This is a genomic window from uncultured Phascolarctobacterium sp. (assembly GCF_934190775.1).
Taxonomy (GTDB): domain Bacteria; phylum Bacillota; class Negativicutes; order Acidaminococcales; family Acidaminococcaceae; genus Phascolarctobacterium_A.
Map to the genome: position 1 here is coordinate 125,070 of NZ_CAKPTG010000003.1, position 21,986 is coordinate 147,055.

The following is a 21,986-nucleotide window of genomic DNA, read 5'->3' on the forward strand; positions in this document are numbered from 1 at the left end:
ATGTGAATCATTTTATATATGCTGACAATGCAGCAACGACCCAACTTGATGTGAGCGCTTTTGAAAAGATGAAGCCGTATTTGTTGAATGAGTATGGAAATGCTTCACAGCCGTATGCGTTTGCACGAGCACCAAAGACTGCTTTGAAGGAGGCCCGACAAGTCATAGCAGAATGTATTGGTGCGATGCCAGGGGAGATATACTTCACCTCTGGAGGTACAGAAAGTGATAACTGGGCAATAAAAGGAAGTGCGTTTTCAGGTATCAACAAAGATGAAATCGTCACATCGTCAATAGAGCATCATGCGATTTTGAGAGCTTGTGAAGATGTCGAAAAACTTGGCTATTCTGTAGTATATTTGCCAGTTGATAAACAAGGCACCGTACAGCCTCAAACACTGGCGGGCACCATCGGAAAGAACACTCGTCTCGTGTCAATAATGTTCAGTAACAATGAAATAGGCACGATACAGGATATTTCAACGCTTGCTCAAATTGCTCATGATAAAGGAGCGCTTTTTCATACGGATGCAGTTCAAGCGGTTGGGCATTACCCGATAAATGTAAAAGAGTTAGGGGTAGATATGCTATCGGCTTCAGCTCACAAGTTTAATGGCCCCAAGGGTGTGGGATTTCTGTATGTACGGAGTGGCACTGATATATCCTCATATATGAGCGGAGGAAGTCAAGAACGTGGTTTAAGGGCAGGAACTGAAAATATAGCATCGATTGTTGGGATGGCTCATGCGCTGAAAATGAATATTCAAGATCTTCCGGCTAACATGGAACATCTTAGAAGCTTAGAAGCCTGCCTTCTCAACCTATTAACATCGGGAAAGGTGGAATTCATCAGAAATGGTGGAAGCAATACCATCCCTGGAAACATTAGTCTATCTTTCCCTGGACACAATGGAGAATCCATCCTTCATAGGCTGGATTTGATGGGTATTTGCGTGTCTACAGGTTCAGCGTGTGACAGCAAGGAAACTCAGATTTCTCATGTTCTTCAAGCTATTCAGCTTTCTGATAGTGTAGCCCAAGGAACGATAAGGGTATCATTTGGAAAGAATAACACTATGCAAGACGCAACTAGTGTTGGAAAGGCGCTGTTAAAAATCGTCAGGTAAGAATGGAGTTGAACTGCGTGGCTGAGAAAACCCATATTGCAATCGACCTGGAGTCATTTTATGCTTAGGTAGAATGCAATGAGCGTGGCTTTGATTCGCTGACGACAACCATTGCCGTGGCATATATGAGCCGCACTGAAAAAACAATATGCCTGGCGGTTTCTCCCTCCCTCAAATCATACGGTATTTCAGGCAGGGCAAGACTATTTGAGATTGTCCAGCGGGTTAAAGAGGTTAATCGTGAGCGTCAGAGAAGAATTTCTGGCGCTCAATTTATATACAAGTCCTCTGACGTAAGCATCAAATATAACGCGGATATAAAATCTTAATTCAATAATATATAAAAGAGGCAGGGTACATATCACATATCACATTGTCCCAGCCTCTTCTTTTTTTACTATTTGTTAACCTCTATGTTGATAAAATTTAGAAATCAACAGGAGGTGTTATATGGGTCTTGATTTTGCTACGTTAAAAAAAGAGAATCTTATCATTGCTGATAAATTTCGAAGGGCGGGGCTTGAGGAGGATTACGTATTACTGAGTAGTTGCGCTACATATGTGTCGTATAAAAACTTTGCTGATAGCAGAGCGCTGCACCTTAGCAATTTTTGCAAAAGTAAATTTTGCCCTATTTGCAATCGAATTAACGCCTATAAGCAAAAACGCAAAATGAGAGATTTTTTAAAAAAATACGATTTCGCTGCTCATGGGCATTACCATTTGATATTTACGTTGGAAGATTGTGGATTGAATTGTATAAAAAAGACCATTAAAATAATTAAAAGTGCTTGGGCCAAAATGATTCGTCGAGTTAATTTCAAAAAAAAATATTGGATTACTCTTATTATGTACATGTAAAATATAATGCAGGTGCAAGAGAAGATAAAGCGTATAATGTACATCTACATGTGATTTGTATTTACAATAACAACATAGCAAAATCTGATATAACCTGCGAGCATGAAGCCTGGGAAAATGGATTTTATAAGACTTTTTGTCGCAAAAAAGAAAAAAGTGGTTACAGTATTGATTATAAGCCCGTAGTATTGCTTAATAAGATAGAGACGCCCAAGCATCTGGTGAATTTGGTGGGTTATTGTGCTAGGGGTATTGACGTAGTTAATGTACCCGTCAAGGATTTGGCAGAATTGAAAAGGCAACTTACTAATGTTAACCTGATGCAGTCATCTCAGCATCTTGGGAAATTACTCCGCGACCAGGAGCGTAAAAAGAAAAAAATTGTTAGATTACCGTATTATATAAGTGTAACTATATGGTCTGATAAGAGATATGAGGATGCGTATGCATATGATCCGATAACTTATAATACTATTGTTGATTAATATGCAATATTAAATCAATCATGATATTATAGATTCAAAGGAGGCTAGGACAAAACTGACTTCACAGATTGAAAAATCGCTATAGTTTAAGTGTTTTCTAAAATTCTTGTACTAAAAAACCAGTGGTAATTCATCTGATGGTAAATCTCCACTGGCTTTTCTGTTTAAAGCTAGGTTTTGTCCTAGCCTCTTTTGATTATGCTATGTGTGCGTTATCAATTTATACCATTTTATATTATATTAGAATTAAGTCTGCAGATTTTCATTACGTACATATCACTGATATCACTGTGGCGCATTAGTTGAAGGCCATACAGAAAAGCATAAGGAAGATCCTTGGGAAAAACGTAAAGAGGAAGCATTGGCACACCTGGCAAAGGCTGATGCGCGTGAACAGAAGCTGGTTTTGGCAGATAAGCTGGCAAATATGCGTGCGATTGCGCGTGATTATGCTAACTACGGCGAGGACTTATGGCAGCGCTTCAAACGTGGCAAGGATATTCAGAGCTGGTATTATCATGCAGCAGTGAAGGCAATGAGTGATTTGGAGTTTGATGCGGAGGCAGCGCCTTTTTATAAAGAATTTGAAGACAAGGTAAATCAGGTTTTTGGGTATGAGGAAAATGCTGGCAGATGAACTGGAGCAGGACGATTGCTTAGTGTCTGAAGTAGAGGCGTAAAATCATTGATTAAAGGAGTGATTTCTAAATGCAAGAAATTAAATGTCCAAAATGTGGTGAAGTATTTCAGGTAGATGAAGCTGGTTATGCAGCTATTGTTAAACAGGTTCGCGATAAGGAGTTTAATAAAGAGCTTAAAGAGCGGGAAGCGCAGTTTAAAATAGCAAAAGAGGATGCTTTAGAAGTTGCAAAAACTAAAGCAGAAAAAGATCTTAATCAGCTGATAGCTCAGAAAGATAAAGAAATTGCGGATTTACAAAAAAAGCATGATAGTGAATCCAATGAAACAAAACTTGAAATTGCAAATTTGAATGCACAAATTGCTGCTGCGGAATCTGAAAAAAATACGGCACTCGAAAAAGCTGAAGCTGAAAAGGATAGACTGATTTCTGAGCTTAATACTAAGCTACAAGCTAAAGATGACGAGCAAAAGCACATTGTCAAAGAGGCTGAAGCTGAAAAGGACAAAATTATTGCTGAACTTCAGAATCAGATAAGTAATATTACCAAGGATCATAAACATGATATGGAGCAGTTGAAAAGTGCAAAACAATTAGAGATTGATGCACTTAGTGCTCAAATTACCAATAATGAAACCGTCAAAAACTTAGCTGTTAGTGAGGTGGAAACTAAATATACTAAGTTGTTAGCTGAGAAAAAAGAAGAAATTGCTAAGCTTAATGGTGATTTAGAATCTAAAAATAAGGAGCTGGAAATAAGGGAGAATAGTATTCGTAGAGAATATGATGTCATTATAAAAAACAAAGATGAGCAGATAGAGCAGTACAGAGATTTTAAGGCTAGACAGTCGACTAAGATGATTGGAGAAAGTCTTGAAGTACATTGTAGCAATGAATTCAATAAAGTGCGTCATATTGGTTTTCCTACAGCATATTTTGAAAAAGATAATGATGCTAGAAGTGGTAGTAAGGGGGATTTTATTTTTAAAGATTTTGATGATGAGGGTAATGAATACATTTCTATTATGTTTGAAATGAAAAATGAAGCTGATGCAACTGAGAAAAAACATAAAAACGAGGACTTTTTTAAAGAACTGGACAAGGATAGACGAGAGAAAAAATGCGAATATGCTGTTTTAGTAACTTTGCTGGAAGCAGACAATGACTATTATAATCAGGGGATTGTTGATGTATCTCATCGCTATCCGAAAATGTATGTGATTAGGCCACAGTTTTTTGTTCCGTTAATTTCTTTATTGCGTAATGCAGCTCGTAATTCCCTGGAATACAGAAAACAGTTGGCTGAAATGAAGAACCAAAATATTGATATAGAAAACTTTGAAGCAGGAATAGACGAGTTTAAGCGTTTGTGGGGGATGCATTATACCAATGCTCAGAAGAGATTTGATGAAGCTATAGATGAAATAGATAAGACAATACAGCATCTGCAGAAGGTTAGAGATGCTCTAGTTACTTCTGGCAATCATTTGGGCAAAGCAAATAGTCAGGCAGCAGATTTGACAATTAAGCGTTTGACAAAAGGTAATCCTACTATGGCTCAAAAATTTGCTGAGTTGAAAGAAAAATAGCGGGAGAAGTTGCAGCAGGAGGCTTATGCTTATGAGCTGAACGGCGAGATGTACGTTTATGCAGTTGAAGTATTTTATAAGCTGAGATAAGAGTAATAAAGCTGATACTCAGTTAGGTCGAAAGGACTTATGGAGAATGGCAATGGTCCCAATTTTGTGGGTATATCTGTTACATGAGTGTAGTTCGACTTGGTCCGCAGTTTTGGTGTGAACCTATTACAATATGTGGGTTAAGCTAGTCCAAATTTTGTGGTCGACCTAGTTTGTGTTATTTGATTTCAATGGTTGGAGCGAATTGTTCCAGCCAGTTTTGTCTTTGAAGAGTGAGCATCAGAGTGATAGCGAGGAGTTTTTCCGAGGCTGTTATGAAATCAGCTTAAAGCAGAAGCAGCTGGATTTGGAATTTATGGCTATGGAGTCAGAGCTACTTCTGAAGACTTCGTTCGATGCTTATTCTAATCATGGAAAGTATAATCTCAATAAAGCCTTGAAAGAGTATTTTAAAGCAAGAAACTTTCAGAAGGAGCTTGAGATTAATCTGCTGCTTGACAGGCTTGGCAGACTCAGCTATGCTTCCTTCAAGCTGGTTACCAAGCATTGGTCAGCAAATTATTGCAATTTATTCGGTGTAATGCGTAAGGCTAAGCTGATTAAACCGGTTATCAATATCGGTGCGAGGAAGCTTGATGAAAATCCGTACCAAATGGGGCAGAGAATTGCGCTGCGTAGTCAGGACATGACTGCTGTAAGATTGACTTTTCTTATGCTGCGTGCGCAGAAACTTTTGCTCCCTGATTATGATTTTTATTATAGATGTGAAAGAAAGGTAGGATAAATAAGTTTACAATAAGAAAAGGCTGACGCTTCGCATTTACGCAAGGCGTCAGCCTTTTTGCACAAAAACACTTTAATGGTTAGCCTTATATGCCTCGCCCCAGGTGAACATGCAGTCAAGGATTGGCTTAAGGCTTAGACCGAGCTCAGTCAGCGAATACTCCACCTTCGGCGGTACTTCGGCGTAGACCTGGCGATGGACAAGTCCGCTTTCCTCCATGGCACGCAGCTGTGCAGTCAGAACCTTTTGGGAAACATTGCCTACGGATTTCTTCAGCTCTCCGAAGCGCTTTGTTCCGGTCAGTAAATCACGCAGTATTAAAACCTTCCATTTATCACCTATGAGTGTCAGAGTGGTTTCCACCGGGCAGGCGGGCAGCTCAGCTTTTTTATTGATTTCGCTCATATTCGTTAGCCTCCTGTTTTGCAAAATGGTATATTCAAGGCATACTATGCGCTGCAGCTATCATTTTCGCGTAGCTTTGCTTGGCGCAAGCGTATGCCTACTTCATGAAATATATTTATGGCATTATTATAAGGCCAGAGTAAAAATATGGCAAGAGGAAGTCTTTAATAGTCACCGGCAGGTAACCATACCACAATATTGTGCGTACTTCACAAGCTGCTCAATGCGTATTACAATAAAAGCATCACGAAACATACTATAGCTTGGAGGTACTAATAATGAAAAAAGTAGTAGAATTTCTGAATGCTAACCCTGTGCAATATCTGGCCACCGTTGGCCGCGATGGCAAGGCAAAATGCCGTCCCTTTATGTTTGCAGGTTTGCTTGACGGCAAGCTGTGGTTTTGCACTAATAACCAAAAGGATGTCTATAAGGATATGTTGAACAATCCGGAAGTTGAGCTTTCCGTGTCCAGTCCGGAGTATGCATGGATTCGTTTGCATGGCAAGGCTGTTTTTGAAAACAATATGCCAGCCAAGGAAATGTGCCTGCAGAATCCCATTGTAAAAGGTCAGTATGGTGAAGCCACCAATCCCATCTTTGAGGTATTCTATCTGGAAAACGCTCACGGGATTATTGCTGACTTCTCAGGAAATCCTCCCTACGAATTCTAAAAAATAATGCAGCAGCCTTTGCGAAAGCGAGGCTGCTGTAATGCTCTAGAAAGGACGGCTGATAAAATGCAGAACGCTGATTATTTGCAGCTGCTGGTTGATTATATTCATTCTGCTACGCTTGCAACCATTGGGGCAGACGGGCATCCGCAAACGCGAATTATAGATATGATGCTGTGGGATGAGCAGGGCGTATATTTCCTCACCGCCAAAGGCAAGGCTTTTTACGCTCAGCTTATGGAGCAGGGATATGTAGCGCTATCGGCAACGAAAGAAAAAATTGCTGTTTCGCTGCGGGGAAAAATAAAGAATATCGGTAACAGCAGGCTGGATGAAATCTTTACGAAGAATGTTTATATGCAAGCTATTTATCCTGGAGATACCCGCAGCGCTTTAGAGGTTTTCTGCCTTTATGAAGCAGAGGGCGAATATTTTGACATCAGTGATCCGGCGCATATAGTTCGTGACAGTATTACCATAGGTAAACAAGCGCAGGCCGTAGCGGGCTACTATGTAGGCGCTGGTTGCATAGGCTGCAAGCTGTGTTATTCTGTTTGCCCACAAAAGTGTATAGATATTGCGCAAAAGCCGGTTGTCATCAATCAGCAGCATTGCCTTAGCTGCGGCAGATGTGCCGAAATCTGTCCCAAGCAGGTCATAAGAAAGAGAGCCTGAGCATGAAGCAGAGTGAGAGGCGAATTTTCCTCATTAAATCGCTTTTACAGGAAAGAACGGAATATAGGGATATAAGCATATCGTCAGATATCGAGCAGCAAAAGCAGCTGCTGCGGGCACTGATGAATGTTCGCGCTCCGCAGCAGATTGGTACGGAGTTTTTGCGTATACAGGATGAATATCTGCAGTACGAAATTGCGGCTAAGGGCATTACGGATGTTGCCGAACTTACGTCTGTTCAGCAAGGAATATACCTTTGGCAAGGAGATATTACTACTCTGAAATGTGATGCTGTTGTGAACGCTGCCAACAGCGGTATGACGGGCTGTTATATTCCCAACCATCGCTGCATTGACAACGCAATTCATACCTTCGCCGGCATGCAGCTGCGCCTTATATGCGAGAATTTGATGGAGCAGCAAGGCTGCCCTGAACCTGCAGGAGGTGCTAAAATTACGCCGGCTTTTAATCTTCCAAGCAGGTATGTATTGCATACCGTAGGTCCTGTTATCAGCGGCAAGGTAAAAAAGCACGAGCGAGAACTGCTTGCATCATGCTACCGCTCTTGCCTGGCGCTGGCGGCGGAGAATAAATTAGAAAGTGTTGCATTCTGCTGTATTTCTACAGGTGAATTCCATTTTCCCAATGAGTTGGCGGCAGAGATTGCCGTGCAGAGTGTTAAGGAGTTTTTTAGGCTACAAACGGGCGTAAAGAAAGTGATATTCAATGTTTTCAAAGATTTGGACAAAAACATTTACCAAAAATTACTCGGAGCAAATTAAGCGTTTGCATGCTGCACTGCAGGAATGCGAGGCTGTTGTTATCGGTGCAGGATCCGGCTTGTCGACAGCGGCTGGGTATACCTACACAGGGGAGCGGTTTCAAAAGTTTTTTGCAGATTTTGCGGAGAAATATGGCATTCGTGACATGTACTCCGGTGGCTTTTATCCGTTTCCTACGCAGGAAGAGTTTTGGGGTTATTGGAGCCGTTATATTTTTATCAACCGTTATATGAATGCACCGAAGCCTGTTTATGAAAAGCTTTTGCGCCTGGTGGCAGATAAGGATTACTTTGTCATCACAACTAATGTAGACCATTGCTTTCAGAAAGCTGGCTTTGCTAAAAAGCGGCTTTTCTATATGCAGGGAGATTATGGCTTGTTTCAGTGCAGTGAGCCATGCTGCCGGAAAACGTATGATAATGAAATCAGCATTCGGAAAATGCTGGAAGAGCAGAAGGATATGCGAATTTCTGCTGAGCTGATTCCGTATTGCCCTATCTGTGGCAAGCCTATGACGATGAACCTGCACTGCGATGCTACCTTTGTGCAGGATGATGGCTGGTATCGTGCGTCGCAGCGGTACAAGGAGTTCCTTGAGCAGCATAAGGGCTTGAGGGTGCTGTTTCTGGAACTTGGCGTTGGGATGAACACGCCGGCGATTATAAAATTTCCTTTCTGGCATTTGGCAAATGAGTGGGAAAATGGCGCTTATGCCTGCATCAATCTAGGCGAAGCCTATGCGCCGGAAGAAATAGAGGCAAAATCAATTTGCATTAACGAGGATATAGGGGGAGTTTTACAGAAGATTATTGATAGATGTTCTGTGCAGGACATTTCTTAATATCCCCAATCAACAAGCTATAAATTTTTAGGCATTTATAACCATAATTCATAGCATCGCAAAAAGGCTGACGCTTCGCATTTATGCAAGGCGTCAGCCTTTTTACTGCCGTAAATATTTCGTGCTTAAGAAATTTTGCGTAGCCTGTTCATATACGGAAACACTTTTGCAGTGCTGTATACTCACCTAATGCTAACATGGTTATATCCTCGGATAATATGGTGTCCGGTGTTATTGAAACATCGGTTTTTCCCAAACGTTTTATGCCAAGAATATTGATGCCAAACTTTTTGCGGACATCCAACATACCGATGCTTTTACCAACCCATGCTTTGGGCACCTCTACTTCAAAAATAGCGTGCTGCTTGTCAATTTCAATATAATCGAAAATATGGTCTGCAGTGTAGCGTTTGGCTGCCCATATAGCCATCTGTTTTTCAGGATAGACTACATTGTCTGCACCGTTACGAAGCAGAAACTTTGCCTGAACATCGCGTTCAGCACGAGATACTACACATTTTGCTCCCAGTTCTTTCAAAAGCGAAGTAGTTTCCAGCGAGTTTTGAAAATTACCGCTGATAGTTACGAAGCAAACATCAAAATTTCTGATGCCAAGAGCACGTAAAAACTCTGCATTGGTACTGTCACCGATTTGTGCTTTGGTGACAAACGGCAGGACATCGTTAATTCTTTCCTCGTCAGTATCAACAGCCATGACCTGATGCCCCAATTGTGAAAGCTGCATAGCGATATGTCGTCCGAAATGACCTGCTCCGATCAGTAAAATATTTTTCATAGGATATCAACTCCTTTTGTTTAGCCAATTGTGATTTTTTCCAGCGGCAGCTTTGTATTAACTGTTCTTTTGCCGGATAATGCTGCATACATGAGCGTAAGACTGCCTACTCTGCCAAGATACATAAGTAGAATCAGTATCAGATGCGAGGGTATATGCAGCAGCGGTGTAATTCCCAGGGTCAGCCCGACTGTTCCCAACGCTGATGCTGTTTCATATAAGCAGGATGACAGTGGCAGGTTTTCATAGGCACTGATAAAAACTCCTCCCCAAAAAAATAGTGCAATATACATGGTGAGGATAGTAGAAGCAAGCTTGATGGCATTGTAATCGACTCTGCGCTCAAAAAAATGGGCACTGTCTTGCTGGCGATAGGTCGCAACAATGTTGGCAAGCAGGACGGCAAAGGTTGTTGTTTTCATACCGCCGGCCGTTGATCCCGGTGAACCGCCAATCAGCATCAAAAGAATCATAATGCCTTGCGACGAGCTGGACATAGCAGATAAATTTATTGTATTGAAGCCGGCTGTTCTTGTTGTGACTGACTGGAAGAGAGCTGCCTGAAGACGCGCTTCAATAGGAAGGGCAGCAAAATCAGCAAAGAAGAAAAAAATTGCCGGTAAGATAATCAGAATTAATGTAAAGATGAGAATTACTTTACTTTGCATTCGGTAGCGCCGGAACTGCAGCTTGTTTTCGTAAATGTCCTCCCAAGTCAAAAAGCCGATACCGCCAATTATGATAAGCAGCATAATCGTTATATTTATTATAGGATTCTGCGCGTAACCGGTAAGGGAGGGGTAGAGGTTCTCAGCGGTTCCCAAAATATCGAAGCCTGCATTGCAAAAGGCGGAGATAGAGTGAAAAACTGCCATCCAAATACCGTGCCAGCCATAGTCGCGGCAGAACACCGGCAGCATAACAAGTGCGCCAATCAGTTCAATCAGAAATGTTCCCCACAGGATAAACTTCGTAAGCCGGACGATACCGCCTACATTTGGCGCTGATATTGCGTCCTGCATGGTGGTGCGCTGCATCAAAGAAATTCTTCGTCTGGACAGGAGTGCAAATGATGCCGCTACTGTTACAACACCAAGACCGCCAATCTGTATTAGCGTCAGAATGATTGTCTGACCAAAGGCCGACCAATAGCTGCCAGTATCATGTATTACAAGACCTGTTACACAAACTGCGGAGGTTGCGGTAAAAAGCGCTTCGTTAAACGGCGTTGTGCAGCCTTCCTGCGTAGAAATTGGCAGCATCAGCAGTAATGCACCCAGCAGGATGACTCCTGCAAAACCTAATATGATAATTTGAAAAGAAGAAAGCTGAAATCTTCTACCGATTATTTCTTCTGACATAATTACACCTTCTTGTTCATCAAGTGATGTGTTTATTGAGCGTTGCTTTGCTTGTTTCTATCATAGCATTTCTGTGGTGTAGATTTGGTAAAGAAACGGGGATGGAGTAATATTATCCGATGCTGCACCTTGAAGCGCTTTGGCTCGTGAAGTATAATGGGTTTGTAAAAATAATTAGGAGAAGCATTATGAAGCATCAACAACGAAAAGAAGATATTTTATTTTCTGCCTGTGTCTTTTTCGGCGCTTTTGCCATTAATCTTCTGATTCGGAAGCTCTTTACAACGCAAACGCTGGTTCCTATGATTTTTGTATTCGGCGTATTTCTGATATCGCTGAAAACGCACGGGTATTGCTATGGTATTGTTTCGGCGGTCTTAAGCGTATTTGCCGTGAATTTTGCCTTTACTTATCCTTATTATACTTTAGATTTTTTCGTAGAAGAAAGCATCTTGTCCGCCATTATTATGCTGGTTGTTGCCGTTTCCACCAGTACGTTGAACAGTAGGATACGCGACCAGGAGAATTTGCGGGCAGAAAGCGAAAAGGAGAGGATGAGGGGCAATCTGCTGCGGGCAATCTCTCATGATTTGCGTACACCTCTTACATCAATATACGGTTCATCTTCTACGCTGATTTCCAAGAAGGATGCACTTTCGGAAGAACAGAAGCTAAAGCTGTTAGGAGAAATTCAAGAGGATAGCGAGTGGCTTATCCGCATGGTCGAAAACCTGCTGGCTGTTACAAGAATCGACGGTGCTAAGGTCAAGATTGTGAAAACGCCAATCGTTTTGGATGAACTGATTGACTCCGTTCTGATGAAATTCTCCAAAAAGCACCCGAATCAGAAGGTGATTACGCAGATACCGACCGACTTTGTGGATATTCCGATGGATTCTATCCTTATCGAGCAGGTGCTGCTGAACTTTTTGGAAAATGCTGTGTTTCATGCGAAAGGTATGACAGAGCTGAAGCTATCGGTTTCTCTTGCAGGAGATAAGGCCATATTTGAAGTTGCCGACAACGGGTGTGGTATTCCGGAAGAGATTTTGAACAAGATTTTTACCGGATGCTATAAAAAGTCTGCAGCACCGATAGACGGAACGCGTAGCAATATGGGCATTGGTATTTCGGTTTGTGCTGCTATTATTAAGGCGCATGGCAGCGAGATTTTTGTGGAAAATCGGAAGGGCGGCGGTGCTCTATTCCGCTTTTCTTTGGCAAGAGGGTGTGACGATGAGCAATAATAAATTCAAAATTTTAATCGTAGAGGATGAAGCTAACATTCTAAGCTTTATTAAAGCAAATTTGGAAATAAGCGACTATCAGGTAATCTGTGCAGAAACCTGCGCGCTCGGCATGATGATGTACGCTTCTTATCATCCGGACCTTATTGTTCTGGATCTCGGGTTGCCGGACCGTGATGGCTTGAGCCTAATTCAGGATGTTAGAGAGACGGATACTGTTCCCATCATCGTCCTTTCTGCCCGTTCCGGCGAAATGGACAAGGTGGAAGCCTTAGACCTTGGTGCGAATGATTACATTACCAAGCCGTTTGGAACTGAGGAGCTGATGGCTCGTATCCGCGCAGTTCTTCGCAGTCATCGGTACAGCGAAAAAAACGAGGGTAACCACGGCGGTAAATTTCAATTTCAAGATTTGATGATTGATTACGATAAAAGGCAGGTTTTTGTTGCTGGTGACGAAATCGACATGACACAGACGGAATATAATATTTTGACTTTCCTCTCCATTCATGCGGGAAAGGTGCTGACGTATTCTGCCATAATCCAGGCAGTATGGGGATATTCTGATTATGGGAGCGTCAAAAAGCTTCAGGTAAATATGAAAAACATCAGGAAGAAAATGGGTGTGACACCAGGAGAAAAACGCTATATCGTCAATGAGCTTGGTGTAGGCTATCGTATGCTGGCAGAAGATGAAGAATAAGATCTGCTGGAAAGTGTACAGGGGGCTAATAAAATGGATGATATAACAAAAAAGTTTTCAAGCATACTGGCAAAGTTGCTGCAGCTATAGGGAAGGCGACAGTTAAAGGTACAATTTGGACTGCGGAGCAGGCTTGGAATCATAAAGAGGAAATAGCCGGTGGAGTGGTAGGCGGAGCAAAGGGCTTATATCATTTTGGACAAAATGTTTATGGCCTTACTATCAACAAGAAGGATTTTGCCACGCTGTTGGGCACTCTGCGTGCACAAAGTAAAGAATACGTGCACCTTGCAGATGAAATTGGAAAAAGATTTTCCAAGCGAGAAATACTGCTTGATTCTTTAGGGATAAGCGCAAGCTTTCTTCATAGCTATGCTTTTGTGGATAAGCTACCGGACGAGGTGTTGCGAGCATATGAGCTTGCTTATCCGCTAAAATCTCAGAGCGAAAGCCTGGAGGATATTATAGAAAACTATGATGATGCAGAGCTGGCAGGTATAGTCAACGGTATAAAGGGTAAGCTGTTCGAGCTTCGCTATGTAGATTATCTGAATGACGGACATATTCCTGATGGCTATCAGGCTGTACTTGCAGAGAGTGCGATTAATCCGGGCTGGGATATAGCGGTACTTGGTGCTGATAGTAGTGTTGCTGAGGAAATACAGCTAAAGGCAACTGATTCTGTCAGCTATGTAAAAGCAGCGTTGGAAAGATATCCGGAAATCAATATTGTGACTACGGAGGAGGTCTATAACAGCTTAGCTATGCAGGAGCTTACGGATAATTTAGTAAACAGCGGCATTTCTAATGAGGAGCTGGAGCAGGTAGTCTATGAGGCACTGGAAAGCAATTCACTGGATATGGATTGGACCCTTCCGGTAATACCAATGCTGCTTATTGGTTATTCTGTTTATAAAAACGATAACCTTACATCGTTTCAAAAAGGCTCGGAATTCGCCGACAGATATGTGCAGTCATATATTGCGTATATAGCAGGCGGTGCAGCAGCAGTGGTTACCAATACTTGGGTGGTAGGTCTGCTTGCTTCGATAGGGACGAAGGTATTCTGCAAGTATGGAAAGAGCAAGGTCTTGAAACTGAGAAGATTACAAGAGACTATTGCGACTAATGAGGCTATCTTGAAAAGAATGAGAAGAAAGCTGTATAGCTGTTAATTGATTTTGCTTGGTACAATTCTCAGCTTTAGGTATCATAATTCCTACTATTGTAGTATAATTAGATTAACGAAAGAAACTTTTTATATAAGGGTGGTGAAGTAATGGAGACTTTCATGGGAATTCTTATTCCGTTTATCGGAACAACACTTGGTTCGGCGTGCGTGTTCTTTATGAAAAAATCGCTGAGTGATAAGGTGCAGCGCTCGCTTGCGGGCTTTGCTGCTGGTGTAATGGTAGCAGCATCAATCTGGAGCCTGTTGATTCCTGCTATCGAGCAATCTGAAAGCATGGGAAGGTTATCCTTTCTGCCGGCGTTTATCGGCTTTTGGATTGGCATCTTATTTTTGCTCCTGCTTGACCACATGATTCCCCATCTGCATGTGGGAAGTGAGCAGACGGAAGGCCCCAAAAGCAATTTGAGCCGTACTGCGATGATGGTTTTGGCAGTCACGCTGCACAACATACCTGAGGGAATGGCAGTCGGTGTAATATATGCCGGCTTTCTGGCGGGGAATACGCCAATTACGGCGGCAGGGGCGCTTGCCCTGTCCATCGGCATTGCTATTCAGAACTTCCCGGAAGGCGCAATTATCTCCATGCCGCTGCGTGCGGAGGGAGAAAGCAAGAGCAGAGCGTTTTGGGGCGGTGTGCTTTCCGGTGTAGTGGAACCAATCGGGGCAGTGCTGACGATACTTGCTGCCCAACTTGTAATACCGGTGCTGCCATATCTTTTGAGCTTTGCTGCCGGTGCGATGCTTTATGTTGTTGTGGAGGAGCTGATTCCTGAAATGTCACAGGGAGAGCATTCCAATATCGGTACAATCTTCTTTGCTGTAGGCTTCAGTGTGATGATGGTGCTGGATGTGGCGTTAGGGTAGAGAATAATTTTAGTTGTTGCTTGCAAACGCTATCAAGGCGAGCCTGAAAGTTATCTTGAAACGAGAGGTTGCTGTGAAAAATAAAAACAGCATTAAGAAATTTGTCAATAAAAACAAGCTTCTTAATGCTGCACTTCACAGTAATCTCTTTTTAGTTTTTCTCTAAATAGGGCATGAACTGAAAATTTTTATCCAGGTATTGACCGGCATAGGCTACGCCTTTACCCATGGTAAAGGCTGCCAGGATAGTGCCGATTCCCAGTCCGTCTACATGTCCCAGCAAGAAAAGTGTTAGTAGCGCGGTGATAGCCAGGCAGGTGACGTCAAAGGTGATTTTGATTTTGGCGTACTCAATTTTTATAATGGAGCTCAGCTCACGCGGAAATAAATCCGTCGGGATAATAGGCAGGCCGCAACGGTTGGACAAAGCAATGCCGATGCAGATTAAAATATAGCTTACGATAAAATACAGCACGCGCCAGGAAAAAGCCTGCGGTAGCATGTTTATATACAGCTCAAACAAATCAAGGAATTGGCTGAACACAAAGCCTACAACAAAGCTGAACATATAGGACGCAATAAATTTTTTGCGCAGATACATCAGGCTGGCGATAAGCAGTCCCTGGAAAATGTAGGTCCAGGTACCGAGTGTAAGCTTGGGAAAGGCTTCGCTGAAGGCAAAAGGAACGCTGCTGATGGCGCTGATGCCGGAACCGGAGTAAAGCATGAGCACAACGCTGAAGCTGTTGATGATTACTGCAACCAAAAGTGCGAGTTCACCGCATAATGTCAGACGTGAATTTTTTTCGTTTAAAAGCATTTTTTAACCCCTCTCGAAAACAATAAATATATCAAAAATGCATTTCCTATTATAGTACTAAATTTTGTGTTTGGCAATTTTGGGAAGAAGAAAGTTTTCTAAGATTATTATAAAATAAAGGATGAGCTTCAAACCGTGGCTACTCCCGTTTTTAACCGGAACTATGGCTTGCAAGCTCATCCTTTTATTAAGTGAATCCATAACACGGCAGGCGTCTGAAAAGACGTCGACTCCGCGAGGCCTTCACTCAATATACATTAAGAACCCCGCCATCCCAGAGACAGCTTCCCTGAAAGATGGCGGGATAGGGAATACTTCGGAAGAAGAAATTCCTTTCGAATATAGTTTAGCAGGCAATTTTTTTGCTGTCAACGAGTTAAAGAGTAAAAAAGCATATGATTTCTTATAACTGTGCTTGGCATGCAAAAAGTTGTTGGCTGAAAAGTTTCTAGCTGAAGATGTTTTGAGGTTTATAACTTTTCATTTTTGATTCATGTGTTATGATTTATATAAGCATGATATAATTAATATAATAAGGAAAAGAAACTGGAGATAGATAAAGGGATATTATAAGGAGTTGTCATAGCATATTGCCATTGCAGGAATGAGCTGCTTTCACTCAATGAATTTTATCTTGCTATCTATCTAATTACTAGTTATAATTATAATTAGAAAGATAAGCAGAAAGGAGCTGGTATAATGCTAGAGAATAAAACTGTAGAATTCAAACGTCAGTATGTAGATGATATAAAATATGCTGTACTTGCTTTTGCTAATACGGATGGTGGCAAAATTTATATTGGCATTAATGATGACGGCAGCGTGCAAGGAGTGGAAAATCCTGATGCTGTTATGTTGCAGGCGATGAACATGATTCGGGATGCTATACATCCGGATGTTACTGTTGCTGTGGCTTGTGATGTAGAAAGCATGCAAGAAAAGAATGTTATTGTTCTAACTGTTCAAAGAGGAACTGCTCGACCTTATTACTTAGCAAGCAAGGGAATTCGTCCTGCTGGTGTTTATGTACGTCAGGGTGCTTCTTCTGTACCTGCTTCAGAAACGGCTATTTTACAAATGATTAAGGAAACCAGTGGAGATAGTTACGAAGAATCTCGTTCCCTTAACCAGCAGCTCACTTTCGAGTCTGCTGATGCTTATTTTGCCAATACCAAGATTTCCTTTGGTGAAGCACAGAAGCGGTCTTTGCATTTAATCAATGCGGATGGAACTTATTCCAATCTGGCGATGCTGCTTTCTGATCAATGCATTGCAAGTATTAAGCTTGCTGTATTTGAAGGCAGTCACAAGACAATATTTCACGATCGCAGAGAATTACATGGCTCGCTTTTACAGCAATTAGAGGATGCCTATGCTTATATTAATCAGTTCAATTATACTCGTGCAGAGTTCCCTGGCTTACAGCGAGTAGAGAAACGTAATTATCCTCCAGAGGCTGTGCGTGAAGCTTTGCTTAACTCAGTGATTCATCGCGATTATGGTATTGGCGGGCCGACGTTGATTAGCTTATTTGACGACCGTATCGAATTTGTAAATATTGGCGGCTTGGTAAAAGGGATGTCATTGGCAGATATTCAACTGGGAGTATCTGTTCTAAGAAATAAGAATCTGGCGAATGTTTTTTATAGGCTGCATTTGGTTGAAGCATACGGCACAGGTTTGCTCAAGATTCATGAATGCTATGCTGATGAAGCGGTCAAGCCTAAGATTGAAGTAACAAACAATGCCTTTAAGATTACATTGCCTAACGTTAATTTTGCTCCTTCAAAATCAATGCTGCCTTCTATGCAGCTTGCCGATGAAAGGGAGGCTGATAAAAAGCAGCAGGAACGAGTGAATGTTGTTTTGGATTTGGCACAGAAGCATTCGCAGATTACAAGGAACATGATAGAAAATGCTTTACAGGTATCAACATCTACTGCACTGCTATTAATCAAAAAGATGGTGGCTTTAGGTTTGCTGGCTAAAGATGGTAGCGGACGTAATTTAAGCTATCATTTGGTACAATGATAAACTAAAACCCGTCCTCGCGCTGCTTTTACTGCACCGGGGCGGGCTTTCTTTTAATATAGGTGTTAGGATTTATTTGAGCGTGGTATAATTAAAGCAATAAAAAATAAGGAGAATGCTAATGAAACTGGTAGTTCTTGCAGACAATAATACATACATTGATCAGTATTATTTTGCTGAACCTGCTTTAAGCATATACATAGAAAATGGCGATAAAAGATATCTTTTTGATACCGGCTATAGCGATGTGTACTTGAAGAATGCGGAAAGGCTGGGGATAGAGCTTGAATCTCTTGATGCTGTGATTATTTCACATGGGCATAATGATCATACCGGCGGCCTTGCTTTTTACCCCAAGAGGCAGAACAAGCCCTTGCTTATAGCTCATCCAGAAATTATGGAGCCTAAAAAAGCAGAAGGTCTGAGCATTTCTTTTCCCGTATCGGAGGCTTATCTTCAGGACAGGTTTGCGTTTAAGCTGACAAGAGAGCCTCTATGGCTTGATGAGCAGCTTGTGTTTTTGGGAGAGATTCCCAGAGTGAATGACTTTGAAAATAAAAAGCCTGTGGGAGAGCATTGCCTGGCGGATGGCTGGCACGATGATTATGTGCTGGATGATTCGGCGCTGGTTTATAAGCAGAAGGACGGAATATATATAATAACAGGCTGCTCCCATGCAGGTATTTGCAATATTGCTGAGTATGCTAAGCAGGTAACTGGTTGCAGTGTGATTAAGTGTATTATTGGTGGCTTGCATCTTTTCAGCGGCCACTCACAGCAGACATTGGCAACAGTAGATTATCTGAAGCAAAATGTTGAAGGGACTATCTATCCCTGCCATTGTACTAATTTGGCGGCAAAATTTGCTTTGCATAAGGAACTGACGGTGCAAGAAGTTGGTGTTGGCCTGACATTGGAGTGGTAAGCAAAAATAGATAACATATTGGCAGGAACATGCGCAATGACGATTTGAAAAATATGTCGGGAAGGTGCAATTATGAAAGTAAAAAGTATAATAGCTAAGGTTTTGCTGATAATGTCGTTGTTTGCGGTTATGCCGCTTGTTTTTTCTCAAGATAACTATGCATATGCTTCGAGAGAAGAGCTTTTGGATCTTGAAGAAGAAAAGTCCGATATAGAGGATGAAATAGCAGAAAGACAGGCCAATGGTAAAGACTATGACGATTTGGAAGAGCGTCGCAATGATGTGCAGGATGAAATACAAAACATCAAGGATGAGGGCTGAGGCTTTCGGCAAAATTCGCACATAACCTTTAAGCTCGCAAGTGCGTAAGTTTTTGTCTGCAGTAACTCCAAAGCGTAGCTGTTACACATGCATAAAGCATGCTGATAGCTGCGCTTTTCTTGCTGCCTGTGAAAAAGCTGCATATACTTTTTCATTTAGGGCGCATTCACTTATTTGACATAGACAAAATCTGTCACTATTATGTGATATACTAAGGATAAATCAGTGCTTAAGTGAAAAAGTGGCGCTGAGTTATCAGCACATTTTTTGGAATATCGTTTATCGGATTTGCTGCGGAAGGAGTGAGCTGCTTGTGGCTTTTAATGAGTTAATAAAAAACTTTGATAATATACGTCTGCTGATGCGTGATTTTTATGTCTTTGGCTTTAAGAGCAGAGCTGATTTTGCGGATAAAAGCGCCCGCAGCTATGATAATGAGCGCAGGCGCATTGAAAGCTGGCTGGGTGAGTATATGTATTTTCGTCAGAATGCCGGTGGCAAGAACTGCTTTATTTCCGTAGACAGCAGAAAAATCCGGCAGAATCCTTTTTACAAGGCGTTGAAGGCGAAGAGCTTTACGGCTAATGATATCATGCTGCATTTCTTCCTGCTGGATATTTTGCAGCCTGGTGAAAAATTTACTTTGCGTCAGCTGATGGATAAACTTGATACAGCGTATTTATCCTGTTTTGATGAACCGGCGGCGCTGGACATTTCCACTGTGCGTAAGAAATTGGCAGAATATGCAGAGCTTGGTTTAATAGAAAATGAAAAATGCGGGCGAGAGTTATATTATGAGCGCAGCAGGGATGAAGTTGATTTGGCGGCCTGGCGCGAGGCCGTGAGCTTTTTTGCCGAAACGAATCAGATTGGTGTTGTTGGCAGCTTTATAGAGGATAAGCTTGCTGCTGGCAGCAGCGTATTTTCCTATAAGCATCATTATCTGCTGCATGCCTTGGAGAGTGATGTGCTGCTTGATTTGCTGGCGGCGATGGAGCGCAGGCAGTGCGTGCGTATTGAAAGCTGTTCTTCCAGAGGCAAGAAAATTTCTTTCCGCGTGCTGCCGCTGAAGATTTATGTAAGCACGCAAAGCGGCCGGCGTTATGTGATGTGCTGGTTCTTTAAGGCGCATAGGATTATTTTCTGTCGTCTGGATAATCTTGAGCGTGTTCTGGAAGCGAAGACTGTGCGTAATTACGATAAGTTTTATGCTATGGCAGAGCAGATGGAGCAGCATTTGTGGGGCGTATCTATGAACAGAGGGCCTGCCAATGCTGATGCTTTGGAGCATGTGGAGCTTGTAGTGCGCATCAGCAGTGATGAGCCGTATATTTTACAATGCCTGGAGCGGGAAAAGCGCTGTGGACGAGTGGAAAAAACAGATGCTGAGCATTATCGTTTTATTGCCGATGTGCATGATGCAGGCGAAATGCTGCCCTGGATGCGTACCTTTATCGGGCGCATTGAAAGCTTTTCTTGCAGCAATAAGGCTGTGGAAGAAAAGTTTTGGCAGGATTTGGCTGAGGTGTACGCTATGTATGGTGTGAAGAAAGCAGGTGAAGCGTAGATGAGCACAGTGTTCAGTGAGGTTTACGGAACCTATTATAAAGTTGTGGCGAAGGTGCTGACGCAGGCGCTTGAAGGAAAGCTGTCTGCAGCAAGCATGCAGCAGCTTGTCCGTGAGGGCGCCTATGGCGACAGCATGCTGCAGCTTTTGCCTGCGCTTGCTGACGGTACATGGAAGCTGCTGACGCCGGAGCTTGGGACGCCGCTGAAAAATAAGCCGACGATGCCCCTGACTGCTCTGCAGAAACGATGGCTGAAAACCTTGCTGCTTGATGAAAAAATCAGCTTATTCTTTTCTGATGAGGAGATTGCGAGGCAGCAGGCTGCTTTGCAGTCTGTGGAGCCTTTGTACAGGCCTGAGCAGTTTGTCTTTTTCGACCGCTTTGTAGATGGCGATGCTTATACCAATCCCAAATACAGAGCAAGCTTCCGGGAAATTCTTCATGCCGTGCGGGAAAAGCGCTATCTGAATGCTTCCTACAGGAGCAATAAGGGGACGATTATCGTCTGGACGGATTTGGTGCCTGTATCCTTGGAATATTCGGCCAAGGATGATAAGTTCCGCGTGCAGGCGGTTGCGGAGCGTAAGCTGGTGACGCTGAATTTAGGCAGAATAATTTCCGTAGAAGCGGGAGAGGCGGTAGAGCATGTAAAAACCTTGAAGAAGGGAGAGCTTGCCGAGCAGACGCTGGTTTTGAAAATTGAGGATGAACGCAGTACGATGGTACGCGCGCTGATGCATTTTTCTGACCTGGCGAAGGAAACGGAAAAGCTGGACGAGTCGCACTACCTGCTTAAAGTGCAATATGACAAGGGCGATGAAACCGAAATGATCTTCCGTGTACTGAGCTTCGGTCCTACGGTTAAAGTGCGTGAGCCTGAGTGCTTTAAGGAGCTTATCAGGAAAAAGCTTAGAGAGCAGATGCAATGCAGCGCACAATTTTAAGTGCGCATGTTTTTTTCCATGATTATAGCTTGCTGCTGTGTTAAGATTAACATAGCAACAAGCTATTTTTATAAAACAGAACAGACAATGGAGGAATAAGCATATGGAAAGATTTGTAAGCTATGAAAAAATGTCAAAAAAACAGCAAAAGATAGTCAACGCCTCCAAGCGAGGCAGCTGGGGATATGTGAAGCCGATTACCAAGGTTAAGGCTTCGGCAAAAATTTATAATCGTAAGAAAGCGCAGAACTCCGGGGACTATGGCTATAGTTTCGGGAGTTCTGCTTTTTTATAAGGCGG

The 21,986-nt window shown here is 42.4% G+C and carries 23 protein-coding genes and 1 pseudogene; 20 read left to right on the forward strand and 4 right to left on the reverse strand.

Going from position 1 to position 21,986, the window contains the following annotated elements:
- Positions 1–2: 2 nt before the first annotated feature.
- From Q0G26_RS02605 to Q0G26_RS02625, 6 genes and pseudogenes are all read left to right on the forward strand, one after another.
- Complete coding sequence (locus Q0G26_RS02605; RefSeq protein ID WP_293828325.1) at positions 3–1,127, forward strand: cysteine desulfurase family protein; 1,125 nt, start codon at positions 3–5, stop codon at positions 1,125–1,127.
- A 2-nt stretch (positions 1,128–1,129) separates the two neighbouring features.
- Positions 1,130–1,402: pseudogene (locus Q0G26_RS11460) on the forward strand (DNA methylase); the annotation flags it as partial.
- Between the two features lie 175 nt (positions 1,403–1,577).
- The gene (locus Q0G26_RS02610; protein ID WP_293828327.1) at positions 1,578–1,988 is read left to right on the forward strand and encodes a protein rep; all 411 of its coding nucleotides are present in this window, start codon (positions 1,578–1,580) and stop codon (positions 1,986–1,988) included.
- An 846-nt stretch (positions 1,989–2,834) separates the two neighbouring features.
- Complete coding sequence (locus Q0G26_RS02615) at positions 2,835–3,110, forward strand: hypothetical protein (RefSeq protein ID WP_293828330.1); 276 nt, start codon at positions 2,835–2,837, stop codon at positions 3,108–3,110.
- 71 nt (positions 3,111–3,181) lie between these two features.
- On the forward strand, positions 3,182–4,702 hold the full coding sequence (locus Q0G26_RS02620; protein ID WP_293828332.1) for a DUF2130 domain-containing protein: 1,521 nt from the start codon (positions 3,182–3,184) through the stop codon (positions 4,700–4,702).
- 265 nt (positions 4,703–4,967) lie between these two features.
- Entirely contained in the window at positions 4,968–5,537 is a 570-nt protein-coding gene (locus tag Q0G26_RS02625) for a hypothetical protein (RefSeq protein WP_293828334.1), read from the forward strand.
- Between the two features lie 72 nt (positions 5,538–5,609).
- Here Q0G26_RS02625 and Q0G26_RS02630 read toward each other — a convergent pair whose 3' ends face one another.
- Positions 5,610–5,942, reverse strand: coding sequence for a helix-turn-helix domain-containing protein (locus Q0G26_RS02630; protein ID WP_293812083.1), 333 nt, complete (start codon positions 5,940–5,942; stop codon positions 5,610–5,612).
- A 278-nt stretch (positions 5,943–6,220) separates the two neighbouring features.
- Here Q0G26_RS02630 and Q0G26_RS02635 point away from each other — a divergent pair, with 278 nt between their 5' ends.
- The 4 genes from Q0G26_RS02635 (at position 6,221) to Q0G26_RS02650 (ending at position 8,914) form a co-directional block, all read left to right on the forward strand.
- Positions 6,221–6,616, forward strand: a complete 396-nt coding sequence (locus Q0G26_RS02635; protein ID WP_293828337.1) for a pyridoxamine 5'-phosphate oxidase family protein — start codon at positions 6,221–6,223, stop codon at positions 6,614–6,616.
- A 66-nt stretch (positions 6,617–6,682) separates the two neighbouring features.
- A complete protein-coding gene (locus Q0G26_RS02640; RefSeq protein WP_293828339.1) occupies positions 6,683–7,291 on the forward strand; it encodes a 4Fe-4S binding protein in 609 nt (202 codons plus the stop codon).
- 2 nt (positions 7,292–7,293) lie between these two features.
- Complete coding sequence (locus Q0G26_RS02645; protein WP_293828342.1) at positions 7,294–8,073, forward strand: protein-ADP-ribose hydrolase; 780 nt, start codon at positions 7,294–7,296, stop codon at positions 8,071–8,073.
- A complete protein-coding gene (locus tag Q0G26_RS02650; RefSeq protein WP_293828344.1) occupies positions 8,018–8,914 on the forward strand; it encodes a Sir2 silent information regulator family NAD-dependent deacetylase in 897 nt (298 codons plus the stop codon). Before Q0G26_RS02645 ends, Q0G26_RS02650 begins: the two co-directional genes overlap by 56 nt.
- A gap of 148 nt (positions 8,915–9,062) precedes the next feature.
- On the opposite strand, the gene Q0G26_RS02655 is transcribed toward Q0G26_RS02650, so the two are convergent.
- Together Q0G26_RS02655 and Q0G26_RS02660 are read right to left on the reverse strand one after the other, a co-directional pair.
- Positions 9,063–9,710, reverse strand: coding sequence for a TrkA family potassium uptake protein (locus tag Q0G26_RS02655; RefSeq protein ID WP_293828346.1), 648 nt, complete (start codon positions 9,708–9,710; stop codon positions 9,063–9,065).
- Between the two features lie 20 nt (positions 9,711–9,730).
- Positions 9,731–11,071, reverse strand: a complete 1,341-nt coding sequence (locus Q0G26_RS02660; RefSeq protein ID WP_293828348.1) for a potassium transporter TrkG — start codon at positions 11,069–11,071, stop codon at positions 9,731–9,733.
- Between the two features lie 119 nt (positions 11,072–11,190).
- On the opposite strand from Q0G26_RS02660, the gene Q0G26_RS02665 reads away from it, so the two are divergent.
- The 4 genes from Q0G26_RS02665 to Q0G26_RS02680 all read left to right on the forward strand — a co-directional run bounded on the left by Q0G26_RS02665 (position 11,191) and on the right by Q0G26_RS02680 (position 15,077).
- A complete protein-coding gene (locus Q0G26_RS02665) occupies positions 11,191–12,318 on the forward strand; it encodes a DUF4118 domain-containing protein (RefSeq protein WP_293828349.1) in 1,128 nt (375 codons plus the stop codon).
- Positions 12,308–13,021 carry a response regulator transcription factor gene (locus Q0G26_RS02670; protein ID WP_293828350.1) on the forward strand — a complete coding sequence of 238 codons (714 nt, stop codon included), beginning with the start codon at positions 12,308–12,310 and terminating at the stop codon, positions 13,019–13,021. The genes Q0G26_RS02665 and Q0G26_RS02670 overlap by 11 nt, the downstream gene beginning before the upstream one ends.
- A gap of 164 nt (positions 13,022–13,185) precedes the next feature.
- Entirely contained in the window at positions 13,186–14,196 is a 1,011-nt protein-coding gene (locus Q0G26_RS02675; protein ID WP_293828351.1) for a hypothetical protein, read from the forward strand.
- A gap of 104 nt (positions 14,197–14,300) precedes the next feature.
- Positions 14,301–15,077, forward strand: a complete 777-nt coding sequence (locus Q0G26_RS02680) for a ZIP family metal transporter (RefSeq protein WP_293828353.1) — start codon at positions 14,301–14,303, stop codon at positions 15,075–15,077.
- Positions 15,078–15,228: 151 nt separating this feature from the next.
- Here Q0G26_RS02680 and Q0G26_RS02685 read toward each other — a convergent pair whose 3' ends face one another.
- The gene (locus tag Q0G26_RS02685; RefSeq protein ID WP_293828355.1) at positions 15,229–15,897 is read right to left on the reverse strand and encodes a DUF6198 family protein; all 669 of its coding nucleotides are present in this window, start codon (positions 15,895–15,897) and stop codon (positions 15,229–15,231) included.
- A gap of 699 nt (positions 15,898–16,596) precedes the next feature.
- Here Q0G26_RS02685 and Q0G26_RS02690 point away from each other — a divergent pair.
- From Q0G26_RS02690 to Q0G26_RS02715, 6 genes are all read left to right on the forward strand, one after another.
- Positions 16,597–17,928: an RNA-binding domain-containing protein gene (locus tag Q0G26_RS02690; RefSeq protein WP_293828357.1), complete on the forward strand. Its 1,332-nt coding sequence runs from the start codon at positions 16,597–16,599 to the stop codon at positions 17,926–17,928.
- Positions 17,929–18,049: 121 nt separating this feature from the next.
- A complete protein-coding gene (locus tag Q0G26_RS02695) occupies positions 18,050–18,853 on the forward strand; it encodes an MBL fold metallo-hydrolase (RefSeq protein ID WP_293828364.1) in 804 nt (267 codons plus the stop codon).
- 72 nt (positions 18,854–18,925) lie between these two features.
- Positions 18,926–19,174: a hypothetical protein gene (locus Q0G26_RS02700; protein WP_293828368.1), complete on the forward strand. Its 249-nt coding sequence runs from the start codon at positions 18,926–18,928 to the stop codon at positions 19,172–19,174.
- Positions 19,175–19,487: 313 nt separating this feature from the next.
- On the forward strand, positions 19,488–20,741 hold the full coding sequence (locus Q0G26_RS02705; protein WP_293828370.1) for a WYL domain-containing protein: 1,254 nt from the start codon (positions 19,488–19,490) through the stop codon (positions 20,739–20,741).
- Positions 20,742–21,686 (forward strand): WYL domain-containing protein, encoded by a 945-nt coding sequence (locus Q0G26_RS02710; RefSeq protein WP_293828372.1) that lies wholly within the window; start codon positions 20,742–20,744, stop codon positions 21,684–21,686.
- A 103-nt stretch (positions 21,687–21,789) separates the two neighbouring features.
- On the forward strand, positions 21,790–21,981 hold the full coding sequence (locus Q0G26_RS02715; RefSeq protein ID WP_293828374.1) for a hypothetical protein: 192 nt from the start codon (positions 21,790–21,792) through the stop codon (positions 21,979–21,981).
- Positions 21,982–21,986: the final 5 nt, after the last annotated feature.

Bases quoted from the DNA above. Each gene is read 5' to 3' on its own strand.
- Q0G26_RS02610 (WP_293828327.1), top strand. From the start codon at position 1,578: ATGGGTCTTGATTTTGCTACGTTAAAAAAAGAGAATCTTATCATTGCT.
- Q0G26_RS02620 (WP_293828332.1), top strand. From the start codon at position 3,182: ATGCAAGAAATTAAATGTCCAAAATGTGGTGAAGTATTTCAGGTAGAT.
- Q0G26_RS02630 (WP_293812083.1), bottom strand. From the start codon at position 5,942: ATGAGCGAAATCAATAAAAAAGCTGAGCTGCCCGCCTGCCCGGTGGAA.
- Q0G26_RS02635 (WP_293828337.1), top strand. From the start codon at position 6,221: ATGAAAAAAGTAGTAGAATTTCTGAATGCTAACCCTGTGCAATATCTG.
- Q0G26_RS02640 (WP_293828339.1), top strand. From the start codon at position 6,683: ATGCAGAACGCTGATTATTTGCAGCTGCTGGTTGATTATATTCATTCT.
- Q0G26_RS02645 (WP_293828342.1), top strand. From the start codon at position 7,294: ATGAAGCAGAGTGAGAGGCGAATTTTCCTCATTAAATCGCTTTTACAG.
- Q0G26_RS02650 (WP_293828344.1), top strand. From the start codon at position 8,018: ATGTTTTCAAAGATTTGGACAAAAACATTTACCAAAAATTACTCGGAG.
- Q0G26_RS02655 (WP_293828346.1), bottom strand. From the start codon at position 9,710: ATGAAAAATATTTTACTGATCGGAGCAGGTCATTTCGGACGACATATC.
- Q0G26_RS02660 (WP_293828348.1), bottom strand. From the start codon at position 11,071: ATGTCAGAAGAAATAATCGGTAGAAGATTTCAGCTTTCTTCTTTTCAA.
- Q0G26_RS02665 (WP_293828349.1), top strand. From the start codon at position 11,191: ATGCTGCACCTTGAAGCGCTTTGGCTCGTGAAGTATAATGGGTTTGTA.
- Q0G26_RS02670 (WP_293828350.1), top strand. From the start codon at position 12,308: ATGAGCAATAATAAATTCAAAATTTTAATCGTAGAGGATGAAGCTAAC.
- Q0G26_RS02680 (WP_293828353.1), top strand. From the start codon at position 14,301: ATGGAGACTTTCATGGGAATTCTTATTCCGTTTATCGGAACAACACTT.
- Q0G26_RS02685 (WP_293828355.1), bottom strand. From the start codon at position 15,897: ATGCTTTTAAACGAAAAAAATTCACGTCTGACATTATGCGGTGAACTC.
- Q0G26_RS02690 (WP_293828357.1), top strand. From the start codon at position 16,597: ATGCTAGAGAATAAAACTGTAGAATTCAAACGTCAGTATGTAGATGAT.
- Q0G26_RS02695 (WP_293828364.1), top strand. From the start codon at position 18,050: ATGAAACTGGTAGTTCTTGCAGACAATAATACATACATTGATCAGTAT.
- Q0G26_RS02700 (WP_293828368.1), top strand. From the start codon at position 18,926: ATGAAAGTAAAAAGTATAATAGCTAAGGTTTTGCTGATAATGTCGTTG.
- Q0G26_RS02710 (WP_293828372.1), top strand. From the start codon at position 20,742: ATGAGCACAGTGTTCAGTGAGGTTTACGGAACCTATTATAAAGTTGTG.
- Q0G26_RS02715 (WP_293828374.1), top strand. From the start codon at position 21,790: ATGGAAAGATTTGTAAGCTATGAAAAAATGTCAAAAAAACAGCAAAAG.